The 21,528-nt window shown below is 62.1% G+C and carries 9 protein-coding genes; 2 read left to right on the forward strand and 7 right to left on the reverse strand.

Features of this window, described 5'->3' with window-relative positions; all coding sequences use genetic code 11:
• Positions 1-16 precede the first annotated feature (16 nt).
• Positions 17-1,555 carry a trimethylamine methyltransferase family protein gene (locus tag AC3WTO_RS16000; RefSeq protein WP_492461728.1) on the reverse strand — a complete coding sequence of 513 codons (1,539 nt, stop codon included), beginning with the start codon at positions 1,553-1,555 and terminating at the stop codon, positions 17-19.
• Positions 1,556-1,769: 214 nt separating this feature from the next.
• On the opposite strand from AC3WTO_RS16000, the gene AC3WTO_RS16005 reads away from it, so the two are divergent.
• Positions 1,770-2,360, forward strand: a complete 591-nt coding sequence (locus AC3WTO_RS16005; RefSeq protein ID WP_492461729.1) for a transglycosylase SLT domain-containing protein — start codon at positions 1,770-1,772, stop codon at positions 2,358-2,360.
• 26 nt (positions 2,361-2,386) lie between these two features.
• On the opposite strand, the gene AC3WTO_RS16010 is transcribed toward AC3WTO_RS16005, so the two are convergent.
• The 6 genes from AC3WTO_RS16010 to AC3WTO_RS16035 form a co-directional block, all read right to left on the reverse strand.
• Positions 2,387-5,092, reverse strand: coding sequence for a dipeptide ABC transporter ATP-binding protein (locus AC3WTO_RS16010; protein ID WP_492558420.1), 2,706 nt, complete (start codon positions 5,090-5,092; stop codon positions 2,387-2,389).
• 114 nt (positions 5,093-5,206) lie between these two features.
• A complete protein-coding gene (locus tag AC3WTO_RS16015; RefSeq protein WP_492461730.1) occupies positions 5,207-6,364 on the reverse strand; it encodes an ABC transporter permease in 1,158 nt (385 codons plus the stop codon).
• A 12-nt stretch (positions 6,365-6,376) separates the two neighbouring features.
• Positions 6,377-7,411 carry an ABC transporter permease gene (locus AC3WTO_RS16020; RefSeq protein ID WP_492461731.1) on the reverse strand — a complete coding sequence of 345 codons (1,035 nt, stop codon included), beginning with the start codon at positions 7,409-7,411 and terminating at the stop codon, positions 6,377-6,379.
• 152 nt (positions 7,412-7,563) lie between these two features.
• Positions 7,564-9,219, reverse strand: a complete 1,656-nt coding sequence (locus tag AC3WTO_RS16025) for an ABC transporter substrate-binding protein (RefSeq protein WP_492461732.1) — start codon at positions 9,217-9,219, stop codon at positions 7,564-7,566.
• Positions 9,220-9,602: 383 nt separating this feature from the next.
• Positions 9,603-13,787 carry a translocation/assembly module TamB domain-containing protein gene (locus AC3WTO_RS16030; RefSeq protein ID WP_492461733.1) on the reverse strand — a complete coding sequence of 1,395 codons (4,185 nt, stop codon included), beginning with the start codon at positions 13,785-13,787 and terminating at the stop codon, positions 9,603-9,605.
• Positions 13,788-13,791: 4 nt separating this feature from the next.
• The gene (locus AC3WTO_RS16035; RefSeq protein ID WP_492461734.1) at positions 13,792-15,720 is read right to left on the reverse strand and encodes an autotransporter assembly complex protein TamA; all 1,929 of its coding nucleotides are present in this window, start codon (positions 15,718-15,720) and stop codon (positions 13,792-13,794) included.
• Positions 15,721-16,030: 310 nt separating this feature from the next.
• Here AC3WTO_RS16035 and AC3WTO_RS16040 point away from each other — a divergent pair, with 310 nt between their 5' ends.
• The gene (locus AC3WTO_RS16040; RefSeq protein WP_492461735.1) at positions 16,031-21,517 is read left to right on the forward strand and encodes an alpha-2-macroglobulin family protein; all 5,487 of its coding nucleotides are present in this window, start codon (positions 16,031-16,033) and stop codon (positions 21,515-21,517) included.
• Positions 21,518-21,528: the final 11 nt, after the last annotated feature.

The raw sequence follows: 21,528 nt of genomic DNA on the forward strand, positions 1-21,528 counted from the left end.
AGGTCCGGATGGGCAATCACGGCTCCCCAACCCCGATCTCTTCCCTGCGCTTGGCCATATAGGCGTCCAGCGCTTCACGCCGGGCGACATCCATCGGTGGTTGCACATATTCCGCCAGCGCCTTCTTCCACAGGCGGGTTGCACGGTGCGTCGCATCGAGAGCGCCGGCTTCCGTCCACGCCTCGTAGTTCTGCCAGTTGGACAGTGGCGGCTGGTAGAAGGCCGTGGCGTAGCGCTCCAGCGTGTGCGGCTCGCCGAAGAAATGCCCTCCGGTCGGCACCGCCGCCAGCGCGTCCAAAGCCAGTTCATCGTCGTCAACCGCGATGGGACGGAGGAATTCCATCATGTGCTGGATCATCTCCACGTCGATGATGAACTTCTCGTAGGAGGCAGTCAGCCCGCCCTCCTGCCAGCCTGCGGCATGGTAGACGAGATTGCCGTGGCCGAGCACGGCCCCCCACAAGGCCATCAGCGTTTCATAGGCGCCCTGCGCATCGGCAGCATTGGAGGCTGAGCCCGGCGTGGTGCGGTAGGGCAGATTGTATCGCCGCGCCAGCTGGCCCGAAGCTATGTTGGCCTTGGTGTTCTCCGGCGTGCCGAAGGCCGGCGCGCCCGAGCGCATGTCCACATTCGACGTAAAGGCGCCGTACACCACCGGGCAACCAGGGCGTATCAGTTGTGCGAGCGTGATTCCGAACAAGGCTTCGGCGTTCTGCTGCGCCAACGCGCCGGCCAGCGTCACCGGGCTCATGGCGCCCATCAGGGTGAACGGGGTCACGCAAACGGATTGGCCGAACTCGGCCATCGCCATCAGACCGTCCGCCATCATCTCATCGAAGCGGCGGGGCGAATTGACCGAGATGACGGTGCCGACGCCGGGATCATCGGCGGCCTGCTCGAGCGAGAGCCCGCGGGAAATCGCCATCATGTTGATGCCATCCAGCGCCCTGCCCCGGCCAATGGCCGATACGTGGAACGGTTTGTCGGTCAGCGTCAGATTGGCGAGGTAAGTGTCGAGATGACGCGTGTTGGCCGGCAACTCGATCGGCGCGCAGACCTGGTTGCCCAGCATGTGAATGCAATTGAAATGCTGGGCGAGGCTGACCAACTCGTGATAGTCGCGCAGATTGCCGGAACGGCGACCACGCTCGAAATCGTGGACGTTGGGAGGCCCGGCGACCAGCGTGAAATTGATGACATTGCCACCAAATGTCAGCTGGCGAGCCGGATTGCGCGAGGCCAGCGTATAAGAGGACGGCGCTGTCTTGAGGGCTTCCGCGATCAGGCCTCGGTCGAGCCGCACCGTCATGGTGCCATGATCGACATCCGCACCGGCATCCTGAAACACTCCAAGCGCGCGACGGTTCATCACCTCGATGCCGAGATTTTCCAGGATGTGCAGCGATGCAAGATGGATCGTTTCGACCTGATCGACGGAGAGCAACGCCATGGGTGGATAAGGGTTTTCCACTCGGCGCGGCGGTAGTTGCGGGATCGGTATCCCGGCTCTGGAATGGACGCGTTCGGCGCTGCGTCTGGCGCGAAGTGCGGTCATGCCGCATCAGAACGCCGTTCGGCTGACCATACTATCAAAAATACGCCATATCCGGACGAGATTTTATCTCGAGCGTCATTATCCTCTAAATCGTATTAAATATACGACATCATTGGCCGTAAAATCAACAATCCTTCTTTTTGCCTTGCATCCGCCCAACAGGTTAAGAAGCGACGCAAGACTCCTTTTATGATTTGCGACTAATGCTTTCGCCATGCGTGCGTACAGTTTTAGTCGAGTTTTAGCGGTCGGTTTCGTGCTGGTGCTTGGCGCCTGCGCAACGGCGCCAAATCGCATCAACGATGTGTGCGCCGTGTTCGATCAGCGCGATGGCTGGTTCAACGACTGGCGTTCGTCGGCGGAACGCACGCAGCGCAAATATGGCATTCCGGTGCATGTGCTGATGGCGACCGTGCGCAAGGAATCGGGATTCAACAGCACAGCTCGCCCGCCGCGCACCAAGCTGCTTGGCTTCATCCCATGGACGCGCGTCTCCAGCGCCTATGGCTATTCGCAGGCGCTTGACGGCACCTGGAGCCAGTATCGGCGCGAAAGCGGCAACTTCACTGCAAGCCGCACCAATTTTGCCGACGCCGTGGATTTCGTCGGCTGGTACCACACCAAGACGGTCGATACCTACGGCGTGGCACGTGATGATGCCTACAACCTGTACCTTGCTTACTACATGGGCTGGGGCGCCTATAAACGCGGCGACTGGCGTGGCAACAGCGGTATCCAGCGCTATGCGCGTGACACCGCCGCCATGGCCGACCGCTACCGCGGGCAGTTGCAGAACTGCCGCTGAGCCCGAGGATCCGTTAGGAAAAGCGGTTACCTGGGCTTTCTTCCGAACACGCGCACATATTCCTCTTCGCCGCCATCAGCGAGAGCCTTGGCCTGCCTGATCCATTCATCGCGTTCGGAACGACCAAGCAACACCAGGCGCTTGTCGATCCATTCGCGTTCGGTCTCGGACCAGCCGGCGATCTGCGCAAAACGGTAGACGCCGAAATCATTGAGAGCGATCTCGATCTGCGGCCCGATACCGACGATGAGCTTGAGATCGTCCGGGGTGGCAGGACGTACCGTGCCGGACGGCCGGCCCACATCGGCGGGATCGACCGGCTCCACCGGCGGTTCGGCAGGCGCTGAAACAACCCTTCCGGCAGCTTTCGCAGGCTTGGCCTTCACGACCTTTGCTTTGACGCTCTTTACCGGGCCCTCTTCTTTCAGTGTTTGAGCCGCCTTGGCAGCGACCTTCCTGGTTGCTGGTTTTTTCGCGGCTGGTTCTGCAGAAACCTCAGCCGCCTCAGTCTTCTTCGCGGTCCTGATGGCCCTGCGGGAAACGGTTGCCTTGCGGACAGGCTTACCGCTCACCACGGCGGTGTCGACAACTCCTGCGGCATCGTCCGGGATGCCTTCGAGTGCCGCATGCTCCTTGTCGAACCGGATCACCGGCTCCATCGTGCCGAGAACCTCATCCGACAGCCAGCAAAGTGATCTGTGACCACTGCCAAGGTCCTTCAGCGGCGGCACTTCCTTCTCGCAGCGACCATCGGCCACCAGATGTTTGTAGCGGCAGCGTGTCTGGAACGGGCAACCGGGCGGAGGGTTCATGGCCGACGGGATATCCCCCTCGAGCACGATATGTTTCTTCACCACCGAGGTGTCGGCGATCGGGATCGCCGACAGCAGCGCCTCGGTATAGGGATGATAGGGCGGCGAGAAGATCTGATCGGTCGTGCCCTGCTCGACGATATGGCCGAGATACATGACGACGACGCGATCGGCGATGTAGCGCACGACAGACAGATCGTGGCTGATGAACAGCATCGTCGTCTTGTTCTTGCGCTGGATGTCCATCAACAGTTCGGTGACAGCTGCCTGCACCGAAACGTCGAGCGCCGACACGGGTTCGTCCGCCACGACCACCTTGGCCGAACCGGCGAAGGCACGCGCCACGCCGATGCGTTGCTTCTGCCCGCCGGAAAGCTGCCGCGGCTTGCGCTCGGCGAAAGCTCTCGGCAGCTTCACAAGGTCGAGCAGCTCCAGCATACGCTGCTTGCGGTCGGCGACCGTCCTGCCGACCTTGAATTTCTCCAGCGTGCGGATGATCTGCGACCCGACGGTATGGCTGGGGTTCAGCGTGTCGAACGGGTTCTGGAACACCATCTGGATGGCGGAAACCGTGTCGACGTCACGCTTCTCGATGCCGGTTGACTGGATTTCGCGGTTGCCGAGCGTCACCTTGCCGGAGCTCGCCGTCTCCAGGCCGAGCAGAACCTTGGCCAGCGTCGACTTCCCGCAGCCGCTTTCGCCGACGATGGCGACGGTTTCGCTTTCGCGCGCCTCGAAACTGATCGTCTCGTTGGCCTTGACCGTGCGGCCTTCGCCACCGCCGAACACGCCGCCTGTGCCGACGTGATAATACTTTCTCAAGTCGTCGATCTTGAGCACCGGCGCACCGGGCTTGACCGGCTCGGCTGATTTCTTCGCGCCGGGCGGCAGCGCGGCCCAATCGATCTCATCGAAGCGCACGCAGCGCGAGAAATGGCCTTCATGGCCTTCGACGTCGATCATCGGTATTTCGGCGGCGTTACAGACGCCCTCGATGAAGTGGTGGCAGCGCGGCCCGAAGTTGCAGCCCTTCGGACGCTCATGCGGCAATGGCAACTGGCCGGGAATGGCGATGAGCGGCCGTTCATTCTTGTCGGCACCGGGTAGTGGGATCGAGCGAAACAGCCCCTGCGTATAGGGATGCCGCATGCGGTCGAACACGTCCTTGATCTTGCCCGTTTCGACTGCCTCGCCCGAATACATCACAGTGATCTTGTCGCAGGTTTCCAGGATCAGCCCCAGATTGTGCGAGACAAAGATCATCGAGGTGCCGAACTGCTGGCCAAGCCCTTTCACCAGTTCGACGATGCCGGCTTCCACCGTCACGTCGAGCGCGGTGGTCGGCTCGTCGAGCAAAAGCAGCGCCGGCTTCGACAAAAGCGCCATGGCAATGACGATGCGCTGTTGCTGGCCACCGGACAGCTGGTGCGGATAGGAGCGCATCATACGTTCCGGATCAGGCAGCCTGACCGCGCGCACCATCTCCAGTGAACGCTTGTACGCCTCGTCCTTCGACACCTTGTCGTGGATGAGCGGCACTTCCATCAGCTGCTGGCCGATCTTCATGGCCGGGTTCAGCGAAGCCATCGGCTCCTGGTAAATCATGGCGATCTTGTTGCCGCGGATGGAGCGAAGCTCCTCCTCGGTCATCTCGCCCATGTCTTTGCCCTGGAACTTGATGCGCCCGCCGACGATCCTGCCGACATTGGACAGGTCGCGCATGATGCCGAGCGACACGGTCGACTTGCCGCAACCGCTCTCGCCGACGATGCCCATCGCCTCGCCCGGCATCACCGTGCAGGAGAAGTCCATCACCGCCGGGATTTCGCCCTTGCGGGTGAAGAACGAGATCGACAGGTTCTCGATCTCGATGATCGGCTCGGCATTGGCTGTGTTCGTGGCTTTTACGGCTTCGTTCATGGCGTCGCCCTCACTGGAGCGTTTCCGTTTTTCACGGAAACGCGGATACGCTCTAGTTCTTTGTTTTCCGCTATTCCGGACGGAAAACCGTCACACACTTTTCCTGGAATAGCTTTAGTCTTTCATCGATTGCTCACGCAGCGAGTCGGCGAGCAGGTTCAGTCCCAGCACGAACGACATCAGTGCGATCGTCGGCGGCAGCGCTGGGTGGATGAAGGAGCGCAGCAAGCGGCTGGCGTCCTTGATCGCCGTTCCCCAGTCCGGGCTCTCAGGCGCGAGGCCGAGACCGAAGTAACCCAGCGTGCCGAGCAGGATGGTGGTGTAGCCGATGCGAAGGCACGCATCGACAATCAGCGGACCGCGCGCATTGGGCAGGATTTCCCACAGCATGATGTACCAGGGCGTCTCGCCGCGCGTCTGGGCTGCTGCCACATAGTCGCGTGTCTTGATATCCATGGTCAGACCGCGAACGATGCGGAACACGCCAGGCGAGGAGGCGAACACCACCGCCACGAAGATGTTGAGCTGGTTCGGCTCGATATGCACGATCCGCAGCGGGTCGGCATCGAACACCAGGCCTATATAAATCCAGCCGCCCAGCAACAGTGTCAGTCCGAGCAGCCAATAGAGACGATCGGGCCGGTTCTTGTAGCGGGTCCAGAACAGCACGCAGAAGAAGATGATCGGGAATAGGAAGAACAATCCCGCCATCGCATAAGGGATCGGCGTGTCCATGATGCCTGGCGTGACGAGCAGATAGAACAGCAGGATCACCGGGAACGCCAGCACCAGATTGGCCAGGAACGACAGCAGCGTGTCGATCTTGCCGCCATAATAGCCGGCGGGCAGGCCGAGCGTGATGCCGACCATAAGCGCGAAACCGGTCGCTGCTGGCGCGATGATCAGGACGATCTGGCTGCCATAGACCATGCGGGAGAAGATATCGCGCGCCAGCTTGTCGCCGCCGAACAGGTACACGCCCTTGGAGGCCGGCTCGATAGCCCCCGGCAGCACATCCTTCATCACCGGAATCTGGCTGAGTGGATCGAACGGCGCGACGGTCGAAGCGAAGATCGCCGTGAACAACCAGAACAGGCAGATGACGACACCGGCTACGCCGACGCTGCTGTCGAAGAGCTGGCCGTAGAGGCCAAGCCGTTTCTTGTAGGTGAAGCTGGCGCCCAGCACGATGGCCATTGCCAGCCAGACCGGCCAGAACCGCACCAGCACGCCGATGATGATGTTGAAGGACCCGATGAATTCGATTTGCATCGCTCGCCCTCCCTACTGCACACGAATGCGCGGGTTTAAATACGCATAGCCGACATCCGAGATCAGCTGGGTGATCAGCACGATGAACACCGAGACCAGCGAACAGCCGAGCAGGAGATCGATGTCATTGTTGCCCGCAGCCTCCACGAGCGTGTAGCCGAAGCCCTGGTAACGGAACATCGTCTCGACGATGACGACACCGGTCAAAAGCCATGGGAACTGCAGCATGATGACGGTGAACGGCGCGATCAGCGCGTTGCGCAGCGCGTGCTTGACGACCACGTTGGAGAAGGACAACCCCTTCAGCCGCGCGGTGCGGATGTATTGCTGTGTCATCACCTCGACCATCGAGGCCCGCGTCATGCGCGCGATGTAGCCGATGCCGTAGATCGCCAGCGTGATTACCGGCAAGGTGAAATTGTAGAAGGTGATGCCTTGCGCCGCCGAAGCCGCTGAACCGTTAAGCCAGCCGAGCCAGGACGCGAAGATGACGGTGAAGATGACGCCCGAGACATATTCAGGCGTCGCCGTCGTCGCGATGGATGCGACCGATAATATTCGATCGGTGCGCGACCCCTCCCGCATGCCGGCGAGGATACCTATGAGCAGCGACACCGGCACCATCACCACCAGCACCCAGAACATCAGGATGCCCGTCGCACGCAATGCCGGAAACAGCTTCGCGGCAACCGTGGTCTTGAACTTCGTCGAACAACCGAAATTGCCCTGCAGCACCCCGGAATAGGCCGGCTCGACCGGGTCGTTGCAGAAAGAGAACCGCTGCGAGGCTTTCCCCGTCGTCGCATCGACGATGGGCTCCATCTTGAGCACACCCAGCCAATGGCCGTAACGGACGAAGAAATTCTGCCGGTAGCCGTGGTTGACCAACCAGCTTTCCAACTGTTCCGGCGGCGTGTGCATCTCGGTCTGGCTGATCGCCAGCTTCTTCAGGTTGGGCTCGAGATTCACCAGAAAGAAAACGACCAGCGTCAGGCACAGCATGGTCAGAAGGATGGTGCCGATACGTCTGGCTATGAATGAGAGCATTGCGTCCCCCTGCCGGCCGGGTTGGGGTCAGAAGCGATCAACCCTGTGTCAAAAATCTTTTTTGATTTAGGGCCGCCGCGACAAGGGGCGTCGCGACGGCGATGCCACCGGGCACGGAAGACAATCGTCTCCCATGCCCGCCGAACGATCTATCAGGCCTGCTCGAGCCAGACCTTGCCGAAGTCGTGCTCGTAGGTCGGGTGCATCGAGTGGTTCTTCACCTCAGGCTTGATGTTGATGTAGAGCTTGCGCCAGTAAGGCTGGATAATGATTCCAGAATCCTGCAGCGTCTGCTCGATATCCTTCATCACAACCTTGCGCTTCTCGGCATCGGCGATCGAAAGCGCCTCGTTGACCTTCTTGTCGAAATCCGGATTGGCATAGGCCGTTTCGTTCCAGGCTTCGCCGGTGCGATAGGCGATGGCGATGACCTGGATACCCAGCGGACGCATGTTCCAGTTGGTTTCCGAGAACGGATATTTCGTCCAGTCATTCCAGAAGGTCGAGCTCGGCAGGACCGTGCGCTTCACCTTGATGCCGGCCTCGCGAAGCTGGGCTGCGATCGCGTCGGTGGTGTTCTTGTGGTAGTCCTCGTCATTGCTGATCAGTTCATGCTCGAAGTCGAGCGCGCCGGCTTCCTCAAGCATCTGCTTGGCCTTGGCGGTATCGCGCTTGACCTTGGGCAGCTCGACATATTCCGGATGGATCGGCGCAACATGGTGGTTCTCACCAGGCGTACCGGCATTGCCATAGCCAAGCTGCAGCACGGTCGCATTGTCGACCGCAAGACACATCGCCTGGCGTACCTTCTGGTTGTCGTAAGGCTTCGCCTTGACGTTGAAGCGGGAACACACGGTCGCGGCCGTCACGACCTCCGAAGCCGGCGCGCCGACATCGGCGATGATCTTGATGTAATCGGCCGTCGTCTCATGGTTGGTGTGCACTTCGCCCGACTCGAACGCAGCGACGGTAGCGGCCGGATCGGTGCCGTAGTCGATGAACTCGACGCCATCGAGCAGCGCCTCGCCGCCCCACCATTTGCCGGTCTCGCGGCGCTTGTAGACCACCTTCTGGCCGACGTCATAGGAAACCAGCTCGAATGGGCCGGTGCCGATCGGGCAGTTCTTGAAATTGGCGCCCTTCTCATCGAACGTCTTGTGCACGATGAGTGCCGGATAATCGGTCATGTTGGCGATGATGGCGATGTCCGGGCTGGTCAGCTTCAGCTTGACCGTCATGTCATCGACTTTCTCGACCGCACCTTCGCGCAGCTTCTTGGTCTTTTCATCGACGAGGCTGCCGAGACGGCCAGGCATCGAGTTGCCTTCCGCAGCCTTGTCGGCCCAGCGGGTCAAATTGTAGATCACGTCATCGGCGGTGAACTTGTCGCCATTGTTCCATTCGACGCCCGGGCGCACGTGGAGCGTGTACTCCGTGGCGTCGTCATTGATCTCCCACTTCTCCAGGAGATACGGCTCGAACGTGTATTGCTTGGTGTATTTCACCAGCGGCTCGAGCGCCTGGCGCTCGGCATTGGAGATTTCCGACCAGTCGGCGGTACGCGGATCCTTGGGATCCTTGATGTTCATCGCGACCTTCAGGACACCGCCCTTCTTCGGTGTTTCCTGAGCCTGGGCCGGCGTCGGCGCGGCGATACCCAGCAGGCCATAGGCCATTGCCGTCGAAGCGCCGAAAATGCTGGCCATCGCCAGGAACTCGCGACGGTCGACGCCGCCCGACCTGGCCTGTTCGGCCATCGCCAGGATGTGTTCCGGAACGCGATCGCCATTGCTTTCATAGATTGTCATGACTAGCTCCCATTATTGGCTTTTCGCCTTTTAACATTCCGCACCTGACCGCCGTTGTCAAAGAACGGCCAGTGTGAGAACTCACTGCAAGAGTGCAACTTTGAAATGGGAGCAGTTGGCGCGATAGCGACAATCTTGGCGGAAATTTGCTATCGAGGGCAAAAAACAGACGCCCACCGGTTCTGCGTAAACCGCGTGCATTTCCGTCATGATACAATCGGCAATGCCATGGCAGCGCCAGTTCTGGCGCCTTGTCGGTCCACCCGATCGGCTACATCACGGAACCGCGGCGAAAGCAATTCCAGCAAAAATGCGTAGCGGTTTTCGATCCGGAATTGCGTAAAGCAATGAGGTAGAGCGTTTCCGTTAGAAACGGCGACGCTCTAGTATTCCTTTTCGTAGAAAATACCGCCCTTGGCCTCGCCATCGTCGGAGGCCTCGCCGCGCAGCTTGACGCCCTTGCCGACATTGAAGTCGATGCGGGCTCTGCCCGAACCGGGTTTCTCGCCCTTCTGGATGTTCAGATAGGTGCGATCGTTGAGATACTTGCCGGCCGACACCGCCGTGCCGCCCTGGTCGTCGGTGGTGACATCGAGGTCGTCGACACCGAGCTTGCCGCGCAGCTTCTCCAGAAGCGAGGTTGAACCGCCGACACCGCTGAGCTGCGCCGCCGCTTCTGCAAGCTGGGCGATCTGCAAAGGCGACAGGTTGGACATCGACCGGCCGAAGATCAGGCGCGCCAGCACCTCGTCCTCGGGCAATGCCGGCACCGAAGAGAATATGAACTTCGGATTGGTCGCTTCGCCCGAAACAGTGATGTTCACCGTCGCGTCGCCTGCGGTCGATTCCGCCACCATGTTGAGATACGGCACCAGTGAGCCCGAGAAGGTCAGCGTGCCTTCAGTGAAGGTCAGACGCTTGCCGAGGATGGAAAGCCGTCCGCGCTGCAGGGTGAACTTGCCAACCGCCTGCGGCGCGGAAGCCGACCCGGTCAGACGCAGATTGCCGCCGAGCTCAGCGTCGAGACCGCGCCCCATGACGAAGATCTGGTTGGGAGCATTGACGGTAACGTCGAGCGTCAGCCCGCCGCTTCCGCCGCCACCACTGCTGCTGGCGCCGGCAGGACGCAGCGCCTTGTCCTGCGCCTTCACGGCCGCCGGGGCATCCTTGCGCTTGATGTTCAAGGTCGACAGCGACGTCGGCAGCCGTTCCGGCACGGTGACGACGACCTTGCCAAGATTGATCGTCCCGGCAACCGCCGGCGCCGTCGCCAGCGGTCCCTTGATGGTCAGGTCACCGCCGAGATTGGCGGTTACGATGCGGCCATCGGTATAGCGTCCATCGACGAGCTTGATCGACAGGTCGGCGGGAAACCCTCTGGCGGCATCGATGGCGACCGTGCCGCCGGCCGACAACGCACCGCGCGTCGACAGCGTGCCCGTCAGCCGGTTTATGGTGGCGACGCCATTGTTCACGCCGATGTCGAGCGTAATGTCCTTGACCGCGAGCCCGGACTTTGCATCCAGGACGCGCCCGCCCGATGAGCGCACGGAACCGGAGATCACCGGCTTGCTGGCCGGACCACGCACCTGCACAGCGACATTGGCACCACCGGTCAGCGAAAGCCCCTGTTCGGCCAGCTTGCGCGCCAGAAGTTCGAACGGCACGTTGCCGGCGATATCGACCGACAGATTGGGCGTACCTGCAGTGGTGACCGAGCCACCACCCTTCAGCGCCAGTCCGGCCGCACCGCCGATGTCGGCATTGAAGGTGAGCTTGTTGGACACGAAGGTGCCACCGGACGCGATATTGATGGCGCCGATGCCGGCGTCCCGCGTCGCCGCAACGCCAAGCCCGCTGGCCTTGATGTTGTATGTGACCGAGGGGGCAGAGGCCGCGCCAGTGACTTTTGCGGTACCCGAGACGGTGCCGGCAGCGCCAAGTCCTGGCGAGAACGTATTGGCGGCGGCGACCGGCAGATTGGCCAGGGCCACGTCGATGTCGAGAGCCTTGCCCGCCGTGCCCGTGATCGTCGCGCGACCGCTATCGACACCGACCACCAGCCTCTGGATCGTCGTCGTGCCGTTGGCCATCGTGATGGTCGAAAGCTCCGGGATCACCGCCCTGAGACCGCGGATCACCGCCTGACCCGAGGCGAGTTCCACCGTGGTCACCCCACCCGTCGATTTCACACGGCCGACCGCCTTGGCGGGAATGTCCTTGACCGTGGCACCGCCGGAAAAGCCGGTCCACTCGCCGTCGCGCTTCAAATCGATGGCGATGCCGGTCACGGTCGTCGTTCCGGACGTGACAGCGTCGGCCCTGACCGTCCCGGAGACCGCCGGAGCGGCCGCATAATTGGCCACCAGCGCATCGATGGCGACATTCCTGGCGACGAGGTCGCCGCGCTTGATGCCGGCCCTGGCCTGCAGCGCCACTTCGGGCACGCCGTCGCGTTTGGCGAACCGCACGGTACCGCGCACATCGCCTTCCGCCTTTTCCAGCGCCAGCGCCGCCAGCGGTCCGATATCGGGCAGATCGATCGTCACCATACCTTCCGGCAGGAAGGCTTCGTCGAGAACGAGATCACCGGCGACGCCGTTGGCGCCAAGCGCGAGCTTCAAGCCATCGATGCGGCGTTGACCGTTCTCGGTCTTCAGCACCGCCTTGCCTTGCAGCGGTTGCCCGGCAACCGTGGCCGACACCGTGACGTCAGCGGCCGGATTGGCAACGTCGGCCCTGCCGGTTGCCGACAGGTTCAATCCGCTGATCTCGCGACCCGCGACCTCGAGCTTGTCGCCGCTCAGCGACACCGAAACGTCCGGCGCAACCATGACGCCTTTTGCGGTGACCGAAAGGCCGATGGCGCCCTTCGCTTCCTTGGACAGCAGCGAGAGATCCGCCAACGCGCCCTTGAGCTCGGCAACGATCTGGCCTTCGTGCAGGCTGGCGCTGCCGCTGGCCGAAACAGCGCCGGAATCGAGCGTGATGGAGTCCGCGGTCACCGTGCCTTTGGAATCACGCCGGATTGCCGCCGAGAGCACGGCGCGTTCGCCAAGCACCGGCCGCGCGGCGACCGGCAGAGCCGAGGAAGCAGCGTCCGCCTTGACGTTCAATTCGATCGAACCGTCGGCCAGCGCCATCTTGCCGTTGAAATCGCCGATCAGCGTGTCGGAGCGGATCGAGCCCTTGTCGACATTGATGGTTTCCTTCGCGAGGCTTCCGGCGACATCCGCGCTGATCTTGCCGGCAATCAGCGGGGCGATGGTTGGATTGTCAAACCCGATCCTGTCGACGGTCAGCGAACCGGTCATCGGCCCGACGCGGTTGGCAACGTCGAAATTGTCGGAGTGGATGGTCAGATCGATGTTCTCGAACTTGGTGACCGTCGTCGTCAACTTGGCCAGCGAAGCGCCGATGTCGAGCGCCGGCGCGCTGCCCTCGCCGAAGGCGCGCAGAGTTGCCGACTTCATCTCGATATCGATCGGGCTTTCCTTGCTGCCGAGCGCCAGCGGCAAGGTCGGGCCGACGGAATTGAACTGCAGCGAAAAGTCCGTCGCTCCCTTGGGGTCGACGTGGCCGGCAGCGGTTCCGCGCACGGCATCGCTGTTGATCTGCGCCTGTTCGATTTCCACGCCACCGGTCTTGGTCGCGGTGCCGACGAAGGCAAAATCCGTCTTGCCGGCGAGCAGCGGCTTGAAACGGTCGGGCAGGAAACGGGCGAAATCGCCATCTCCCTTGGCCTCGATGCGGTTGCCTTTTTCGGTCTGCTGATTGCGGCCGGTCAGCTGCGTGACCACCTGGCCGTCGACGCTGAAGCTACCGGTACCGTTCCAATCCGCCAGCGAGCCCCTTCCGGCAAGGGTGATGTCGACCGATGGATCACCCGGCAGCTGCAGCAGGTTGGCGAGAATGCCGCCTGCAGGCTCCGACGCTTTCACGTCAAGGTCGAGCCTGTTGTCGGCCGGTGCGAAATCGACGGTCGCATCGACGGTGCCTTGCTTGCCGTCATTGCGTGCCACATTGAGCTTGGCTGCCACCGCCAGCGGCGAGGCGTCGGCCTTCACCGATCCCTTGGCGGCCAGTTCGGCAATACCGGCGCCGGCAAGCGCTTCGCCGAGCGCGATGTTGGGCAGATCGATCGCCTTGATGTCGAGCGACACCGGCAGGCTGAAGCCAGCTTCGGTGTCGCGCTTCGGCTCGCCTTCGGACACCGGCAGACGTGCCACCTCGATACGCCCGACCGCGACACGATCGGCGCTGAACGTCTTCGTCAGCAGGGCAAACGGCGACCAGTCCACCGCAACCTGGCGCAGCACCAGCCAGGGCCCCTTGCTGTCTTTCAGGACGACATGGTCGACGCGCAGCGCGCCCGACCAGATGCCGTCGATGCCGGCGACCGTCACCTTGCTGTCCGGAGATGAAGCCATCGACGAGATCAGGCCGGCAAGATTGTCGCGTCCGCGCTCCGTCGTGGTGAAGACGATCAACGCTCCGAGCGCCGCCGCAACGACAACCGCTGCGATGTAGAAGAAGATACGCAATGCCCGTTTGAACAATTTCGCCATGCCGTCAGAACGCCTGGCCGATGCCGGCATAGATGCCGAAGCGGGGATCGCCCGGTTCGCGGTTCAGCGGCACGGCTCCATCGATGCGCAGCGGCCCGAACGGCGTGATGTAGCGCAGGCCGACACCGGCGCCGACCTTTACGTTGGAGAAGTCGGGGAACTGCGCGGTCGAAACCGTGCCGGCATCGATGAAGGGCACGATGCCGATCGTGTCGGTGATGCCGATGCGCATTTCGGCCGAGGTTTCGAAATAGGACAGGCCCCCGGTCGGCTTGCCGTTGATATCCTTGGGGCCGATCCCCTGATAGGCATAACCGCGCACCGAACCGCCGCCGCCCGCATAGAAGCGCCGATCGGCGGGAACATCCTGCAGCCCCGCGCCGACGATCGAACCGATCGCGGCGCGACCGGCCAGCACGAAGCGGCCACCGGTGTCGAGCGCCTGATAGGCACTGCCCTCGCCGCGCAGCTTCACGAAAGTGGCGCCATTCAGGAGATCATAGCTCGGCTCGGCATAGGCGAGCAGCCTGAAGCCGCTCTTCGGGTTCAGCTTGTTGTCGCGATTGTCGAAGACATATTGCAGCGGCACGCTGGCGATCAGGTAATCGTGCTTGCCGAAGCTGTCGGTGATCTTCGAGTAATCGAGCGAAACCTCGGCCGAGACGGTCTGCCGTTTGTCGATCTCATAGGACAGTCCCATGCCGCCCTTGGTCGAGAAACGATCATAGGCGTCGGGATGCTCGTACACGGTCTTCAGATTGGCGAAGAACTTCGAGGCCGGGCCGACCACGCCCGGCTTCTCGAACATGATGCCGGCATTGTAGTTCAGTTCGCCAAGCGCGTTGGCGCCGATGCCGCTGATCTTGCCTTCGATGCGCAGTTTTTCAGCGCGGCCGAACAGATTGCGATGGCCCCAATAACCTTCCAGGCCAACCCCTTCCGTGTTGGAGAAGGTGCCGCCGACGCCAAAATAGCGCGGCTTGCGTTCGCTGACTTCGACACCGATCGGAATGTTGCCGTCGGCATCGAGCTTGTCGCCTTCCTTCAGCGAGACGCTGTTGAAGACTTCCAGCCCGAGCAGGCGATCGCGCGCATCCTCGATCTGCTTCGGAGAATACCGCTCGCCGCGCTTCAAGCCGGTCATGTATTCGGTGAACTCGCGATCCACCGCTTCGGTGCCCTCGACGGTGGTCTGGCCAATGCCTGCGACCGGACCCGCCTCGACGGTCAGCGTCACATCGAGTCGTCCGTTGTCATGGTCGGCCACGACCTCGCGATCGGTGACCTTGGCCAGGGGCCTGCCCTCGTCCTTCAGTGCCTTGACGAGCCGCGCTTCAGCCTTGAGCACCGCGCCCGAACCGGCATCCCCGCCCGAGATCAGGCCGAAGTCGGCACTCGCCATGCCGGCGGCGTCGCCCTTGAGGAGGATATCGCCGAGCGTGAACTTCTGTCCGGGCCTTATGGTGATCGTCACCGGGACAGGTTGCTGTCCCTTGAATTCTGCGTCAGGCGGCAGGTCGTCGAGCGACTTGCCGGCGATGGCGACGTCGACGACCCCTTCATAGCGGGCATCTTCGTAGAGCGCCGCCACCAATTGCTCGCGGTCGCCGCGGGCCTTGGTCATCAGGCCGAGCGACCCCGAAGCCGGCCGCTCCTCGTCATTCTTCAGGCTGGAGACATTCTCCAGCTTTTCCTTCAGGTCGTCGTCCGCGTCGGGCGCTTCGATGGTCACCGTATAGCGCAGTGGATCGGCGATCGGCTCATCCGCCTCTTCTTCCGATCCCCACAACCTGATGCCGAACAATTCGAAGGCTGTTGCGCGAGAGCCTTCGACCATCAAGCCTGAAATGCCGAGCGTGGTCAAAAGCAAGGCGCGCGAAAGCGCACGCCAGGACGTGCTTGCTTTCCAACGGCACCTCTCCTCTACAGGCATCAACTCGCCTTGTCCCTCAATACGCGGACTCTACCCTCCCAATGCGCCCTACCGGTAAAATTGGAATGAACATGTGAAGTCCTCGTAAACTCGCATTGCGGCCACAATGCAAATGTCCGAATTGTAGCGGGCTTTGGAATACACACCTTTTGTGCCGTCGCAAAATTGTGTGATCCAGGCGCTAAGTGAGTGTCTCGGCAATGAGCAGAAAAAAGGCCACTACATCCTTTGGTTTAAACGCCATTTGGCCGTTGACAAGCCTTGTCGAAAAGTGAACATATCCGGAACAACTGGATGCCAGGAGGGTGTGATGGCATTGCGCGCGGCTCGTTTCTTGCCGGTTCTGCTGTTTTTCTTGTTTGCTGTTCTCGGCCCCGCACAGGCCGACGAAACCAAGCGGATCGAGACAATCGAAAATACCGACTATTTCGGATTCGATCTGCGTTCCGAGCAGAACGTTACACTCGACCAGTGCAAGACGACATGTCTTGGCGATTCGGCTTGCCGCGCCTTCACCTATAACACCAAGGCGAAGTGGTGCTTCCTCAAGTCCGACTTCAACACGGTAAAACCGTTTGCCGGTGCAGTTGGCGGCAAGGTCGTCACTCTGGACACCGAGCCCGATATCGGTGCGCCTGCAGATCTTCCCTTTTTCCCGGCCTGGATGGCCGATCAGGCGCAGCAATACAGCAATTTCCTGACCGGGCCTGGCTACACCAAGCCTGCCGACGGTCTGACGACCCTGCAGCAGGAAGCCGAACAGGCTGCGCTCTCCGGCGATCGTCGCGGCGCGATACAGAAATACCAGGCAGCACTTTCGCTCATGCCGGACGACTCGACGCTCTGGCGCAAGCTCGCGCGCGAGATCCTGGCCGCACTCGAAGCGTCCAGTGACAACAGGACCGACAACAACACGACATTGCAGACCAACTCCACCTCAGCCGCCTATATGGGTTACAAGCTCTCGCGCACGGCATCCGCCAGAGCAGAAGCCCTGGCATTGCTCGGGGCCGGGCTCAACAGCCGCGATCAATATCGCCCGGCGTTGCAGGCCTATGAGGCGAGCCTTACGCTCCAGAATTCTGCTGCAGTCCGTTCCGAATATGATGACCTCAGAGCCCGCAAGGGCTTCCGTGTCATCGAACACTCCGTCGATGCCGACACTTCGAGCCCGCGTATCTGCGCGCAGTTTTCGGAGGAACTCGTCAAGACAGGTGTCGATTACGCCCAGTTCGTCACCATCGGTGGCGCTGCCCCCAAGGCAGTCGAGGCCAAGGACAAGCAGATTTGCGTCGAAGGCCTTGAGCACGGCAAGTTTTATGACGTCGTCTTCCGAGCCGGCATCCCGGCGGCAGTCGGCGAAGTGACGGCCGCCCCTGTCACGCTGTCGATCTATGTGCAGGACCGCGCACCATCTGCCCGCTTTACCGGCGACAGCTTCGTGCTGCCGGCAGGCGTGCGCCGTGGCATCCCTGTCGTCACTGTCAACATGAACGCTGCCGACATGAAGCTCTTCCGCGTCGGCGACCGCTCGCTGGCGCAGCTTCTCTCCGGCTACCAGTTCCTGCGCCAGCTCGACGGTTACGACCTCTCCAACATCAAGGACCAGATGGGCCAGCCGATCTGGGAAGGCCGCATGGAGATCACCGGCGACCTCAACAAGGAAGTGACCACCTCCTTCCCGGTCGATGAAGCACTGCCGCAGCGCAAGCCCGGCGTGTACATCCTCACCGCACAGCCGGTGGACGACAAGAGCGATGAATACAACTCGCGCGCCACGCAGTGGTTCGTGGTCTCCGACATCGGCCTGTCGACCTATACTGGCCAGGACGGCCTCAACGTTTTCGCCCGTTCGCTGGGCAGCGCCAAACCGATCCAGGGCGCGGAGCTCACCCTGCTTGCCCGCAACAACGAGATCCTCGGCACCGCCACGACGGACGGCGAAGGCCGCGCGGTCTTCAATCCGGGCCTGACCCGCGGCGAAGGCAGCATGGTGCCGGCGGTGCTCATGGCCAAGCAGGGCGACCAGGACTTTGTCTTCCTCGACATGGCCAAGGCCGGTTTCGACCTGTCCGATCGTGGCGTTGCCGGGCGCGCCTCCCCTGGCGCGCTTGATGTCTACGCCTGGACCGAACGCGGCATCTACCGTGTCGGTGAAGACGTGCACGTCCAGGCGCTCGCCCGCGACGATGCCTCGAAGGCGGTCGAGAACCTGCCGCTGACCTTCATTTTCACGCGCCCCGACGGGGTCGAAGCGCGTCGCATCGTCAGCGACGGCACCTCGGCCGGCGGCCATGCCGTCGATCTGGCGCTGGAACCCAATGCCATGCGCGGCACATGGACGGTGTCGATCCATACCGATCCCAAGCAGGCGGCGGTGGCGACGCAGATGTTCCTGGTCGAGGACTTCGTGCCCGACCGCATCGAGTTCGATCTCGCCGCCGACAAGACCGAGATTGCCCAGAACGAAACCGCAAACGTCACGGTCGACGGCCGCTTCCTTTATGGCGCCCCCGCAGCCGGCCTTGCACTCGAAGGCGAGACGACGCTGTCGGTGACTCGTGACTGGGACCGATTCAAGGGTTTTGCTTTCGGTCTTGCCGACGAACAGGCCGCTCAGCCGACGGTGACACCTCTGGCCGACCTGCCGGTGGTGGGCGACGATGGCAAGGCGACCTTCCCTGTCACAATTGATCAGTTGCCGGCCACCACCAAGCTGGTGAACGCCAAGGTGACGGTGCGCATGCGCGAAACCGGCGGCCGCGCCGTCGAGCGTTCCCTCAATCTCGCCTTACGTCCGCAAAGCGACCTGATCGGCATAAGGCCGGATTTCGACAATGATGAAGTGCCGCAGGGGGGTACTGCCAAATTCAGCCTGATCGCGGCGGATCGCGATGGAAACCGGAAGGCGCTCGCCGGGGCGCAATGGTCGCTGGTCAGGGTCGAACGCAACTATCAATGGTATCGCAACGGCGGCTCCTGGGCCTATGAGGCGGTGAACCTCACCAAGGCTATCGCCAACGGCAAGGTCGACATCGCCGCCGACGGGGAAGCGACGGTTTCGCTGCCCGTCGATTGGGGACGCTACCGGCTGGAAGTCGAGACGGCTGACCCCGAGGGTCCGGCCTCGTCATACGAGTTCGATGGCGGCTGGTATGTCAGCGCCACCTCGACTGAGACACCTGACGGGCTGGAGATCGCACTCGACAAGGATGACTATGCGGTCGGCGATACAGCCAAGCTGAAAGTGTCGCCGCATTATGGTGGCGAACTGCTGGTAACGATCGGGGCCGACCGTCTCCTGAAGACCTTCAATGTCAGCATCCCCAAGGATGGCGGCACGGTCGACATTCCGGTCTCCGAAGATCTCGGCGCTGGTGCCTATGTCACGGCTACCCTGTACAGGCCAGGCGACTCCGAACAGAGCCGTATGCCGGCCCGTGCCATCGGCGTGAAATGGCTGAAGATCGACCCGGGCGCCCGGAAGCTCGGCGTAGCCCTCACACCGCCCGCCAAGATGGAACCGCGGCAGACGCTTTCGGTACCTGTTTCGGTGACCGGGGTTGCCCCCGGCAGCGATGCCTATGTCATGGTCGCAGCCGTTGATGTCGGCATCCTGAACCTGACCAACTACAAGGTGCCGGATCCGGAGAACTGGTTCTTTGGCCAGCGCATGATGGGACTGGAACTGCGCGACCTTTACGGTCGCCTCATCGATGGCTCGCTCGGCACCACCGGCAAGCTGCGCACGGGCGGTGACGGCAATGCCTTGCAGAGCCAGGGCAGCCCCCCGACCGAAAAGCTGGTCGCCTTCTTCTCCGGCATCGTCAAGCTGGATGCAGAGGGCAAGGCGGCGGTCGATTTCGACCTGCCGCAGTTCAACGGCACCACACGCATCATGGCCGTAGCCTGGACCAAGGACGCTGTCGGCCACGGCGTGACCGATGTGATTGTCCGCGATCCCATCGTCATCACAGCTGGCCTGCCGCGCTTCATGGCACCCGGCGATGCCGCGACCATGCGGCTTGATTTTGCCAACACCGACGCGCCTGCCGGCGAGTACGCGCTCGCTATCGAGACCACAGGCGACATCACCATCGGCAACGAGGCCGTGCCGGCCAAACTCACCTTGGCCGAAGGCAAGCGCCAGACGCTGAGTGTGCCCTTGATCGGCGTGTCGCCGAGCGATGCCACCATCACGGTCAAACTGGCCAAGGATGGCGGACCTTCGGCGGAACAGACGCTGTTCCTGCCTGTGCGTCCGGCCCAGCTGCCGGTTCCGGTCCGCCTGGTCGTGGACCTGAAGAACGGCGCTTCGCTGCGTGTGGACCGTGAACTGCTGGCGGAAAGCACGCTGCAGGGCTCGTCCGTCAGCGTCGGCGTGTCACAGTCGGCAGCGCTCGACGTACCATCCCTGATCCTGTCGCTCGATCGCTATCCTTATGGTTGCGCCGAACAGACGACGAGCCGGGCCTTGCCGCTGCTCTATATGAGCGAAATGTCGAAGGGTTACGGCATCCCGGACGATCCAGACCTGCACGACCGGGTGCAACAAGCTATCTACCGGGTGCTGAGCTACCAGGCATCCGGCGGCAGCTTCGGCTTGTGGGGTCCGGGTTCCGGCGATCTGTGGCTGGATTCCTACGTCACCGATTTCCTGACCAGGGCGCGCGAGGCAAAATACGAGGTGCCTGCTCTGGCGATCTCGCAGGCGCTGAGCAATCTGCAGAACTCGCTCGGCTACGATCAGAGCGTCGAGGATCGTGGTTCACAGATCGCCTATGCGCTTTATGTCCTGGCCCGCAACAAGAAGGCGTCGGTCGGAGATCTGCGTTATTATGCCGACACCAAGCTGGAGGCCTTCTCCAGCCCGATGGCGGTGGCGCAACTCGCCGCCGCGCTGGCACTGTATGGCGATGCACAGCGTTCTGAATCGACATTCCAGGCTGCACTGACGCTTGCCAGGAACACCAAGAACTATGACTGGTACCGTTCCGACTACGGCTCGGCGGTCCGCGACGCCGCTGCGATGCTGGCGCTTGCCGCCGAATCCAAACCGGCACCGTCGGTGCTGCCGGAACTGATCAGGCAGGTGGAGAGGCAGCGTGCCGCGCAGCGATGGACAAGTACCCAGGACAATGCCTGGATGCTGCTGGCGGCGCGTGCGCTGAAGAACGGCAACGACAGCATCAAGCTCACCATCAACGGCCAGCCGCACAGCGGTGCCTATTCGACCGAGATGACTGGCGAGACCCTGCTGGACACCCCGTTGACCCTTGCCAATGCCGGCACGAACGGTCTGCAGGCGGTCGTCACAACGGTTGCCGCGCCGTCGCAGCCACTGCCCGCCGGCGGGGAAGGCTTCACCATCGAACGCACCTACTACACGCTCGATGGCAATGAGGCGAATGTCAGCGAGGCCAGGCAGAACGAACGCTACGTCGTCGTCCTGAAGGTGACGGAGCTGAAGGATTGGCCGCAGCGTGTGCTGATCACCGACCTGCTGCCAGCCGGCTTCGAGATCGACAATCCAGGTCTGGTGTCTTCAGCGCAGCTTTCCAACTTCTCCTGGCTGGCGCAGACCAACGCCGCGCATCTCGAATTCCGCAACGACCGTTTCGTTGCTGCTTTCGATCCCGCGGCTGACGATGGCGACCGCACCAAGACCCTCGCCTATGTGGTACGGGCGGTGACGCCCGGCGTCTATGCGCATCCGGCGGCCAGCGTCGAGGACATGTACCGGCCGCAATATTCGGCGCGCACGGCCACCGGCATGATGGAGGTGAAGGCGCCGTAAGGCCGGCGCCA

It is taken from the genome of Mesorhizobium sp. EU05-FHT14A09, from assembly GCF_058790995.1.

Excerpts from the sequence above, each read along its gene's own strand:
- AC3WTO_RS16000 (WP_492461728.1), bottom strand. The coding sequence starts at position 1,555 with ATGACCGCACTTCGCGCCAGACGCAGCGCCGAACGCGTCCATTCCAGA.
- AC3WTO_RS16005 (WP_492461729.1), top strand. The coding sequence starts at position 1,770 with ATGCGTGCGTACAGTTTTAGTCGAGTTTTAGCGGTCGGTTTCGTGCTG.
- AC3WTO_RS16010 (WP_492558420.1), bottom strand. The coding sequence starts at position 5,092 with ATGAACGAAGCCGTAAAAGCCACGAACACAGCCAATGCCGAGCCGATC.
- AC3WTO_RS16015 (WP_492461730.1), bottom strand. The coding sequence starts at position 6,364 with ATGCAAATCGAATTCATCGGGTCCTTCAACATCATCATCGGCGTGCTG.
- AC3WTO_RS16020 (WP_492461731.1), bottom strand. The coding sequence starts at position 7,411 with ATGCTCTCATTCATAGCCAGACGTATCGGCACCATCCTTCTGACCATG.
- AC3WTO_RS16025 (WP_492461732.1), bottom strand. The coding sequence starts at position 9,219 with ATGACAATCTATGAAAGCAATGGCGATCGCGTTCCGGAACACATCCTG.
- AC3WTO_RS16030 (WP_492461733.1), bottom strand. The coding sequence starts at position 13,787 with ATGGCGAAATTGTTCAAACGGGCATTGCGTATCTTCTTCTACATCGCA.
- AC3WTO_RS16035 (WP_492461734.1), bottom strand. The coding sequence starts at position 15,720 with ATGCCTGTAGAGGAGAGGTGCCGTTGGAAAGCAAGCACGTCCTGGCGT.
- AC3WTO_RS16040 (WP_492461735.1), top strand. The coding sequence starts at position 16,031 with ATGGCATTGCGCGCGGCTCGTTTCTTGCCGGTTCTGCTGTTTTTCTTG.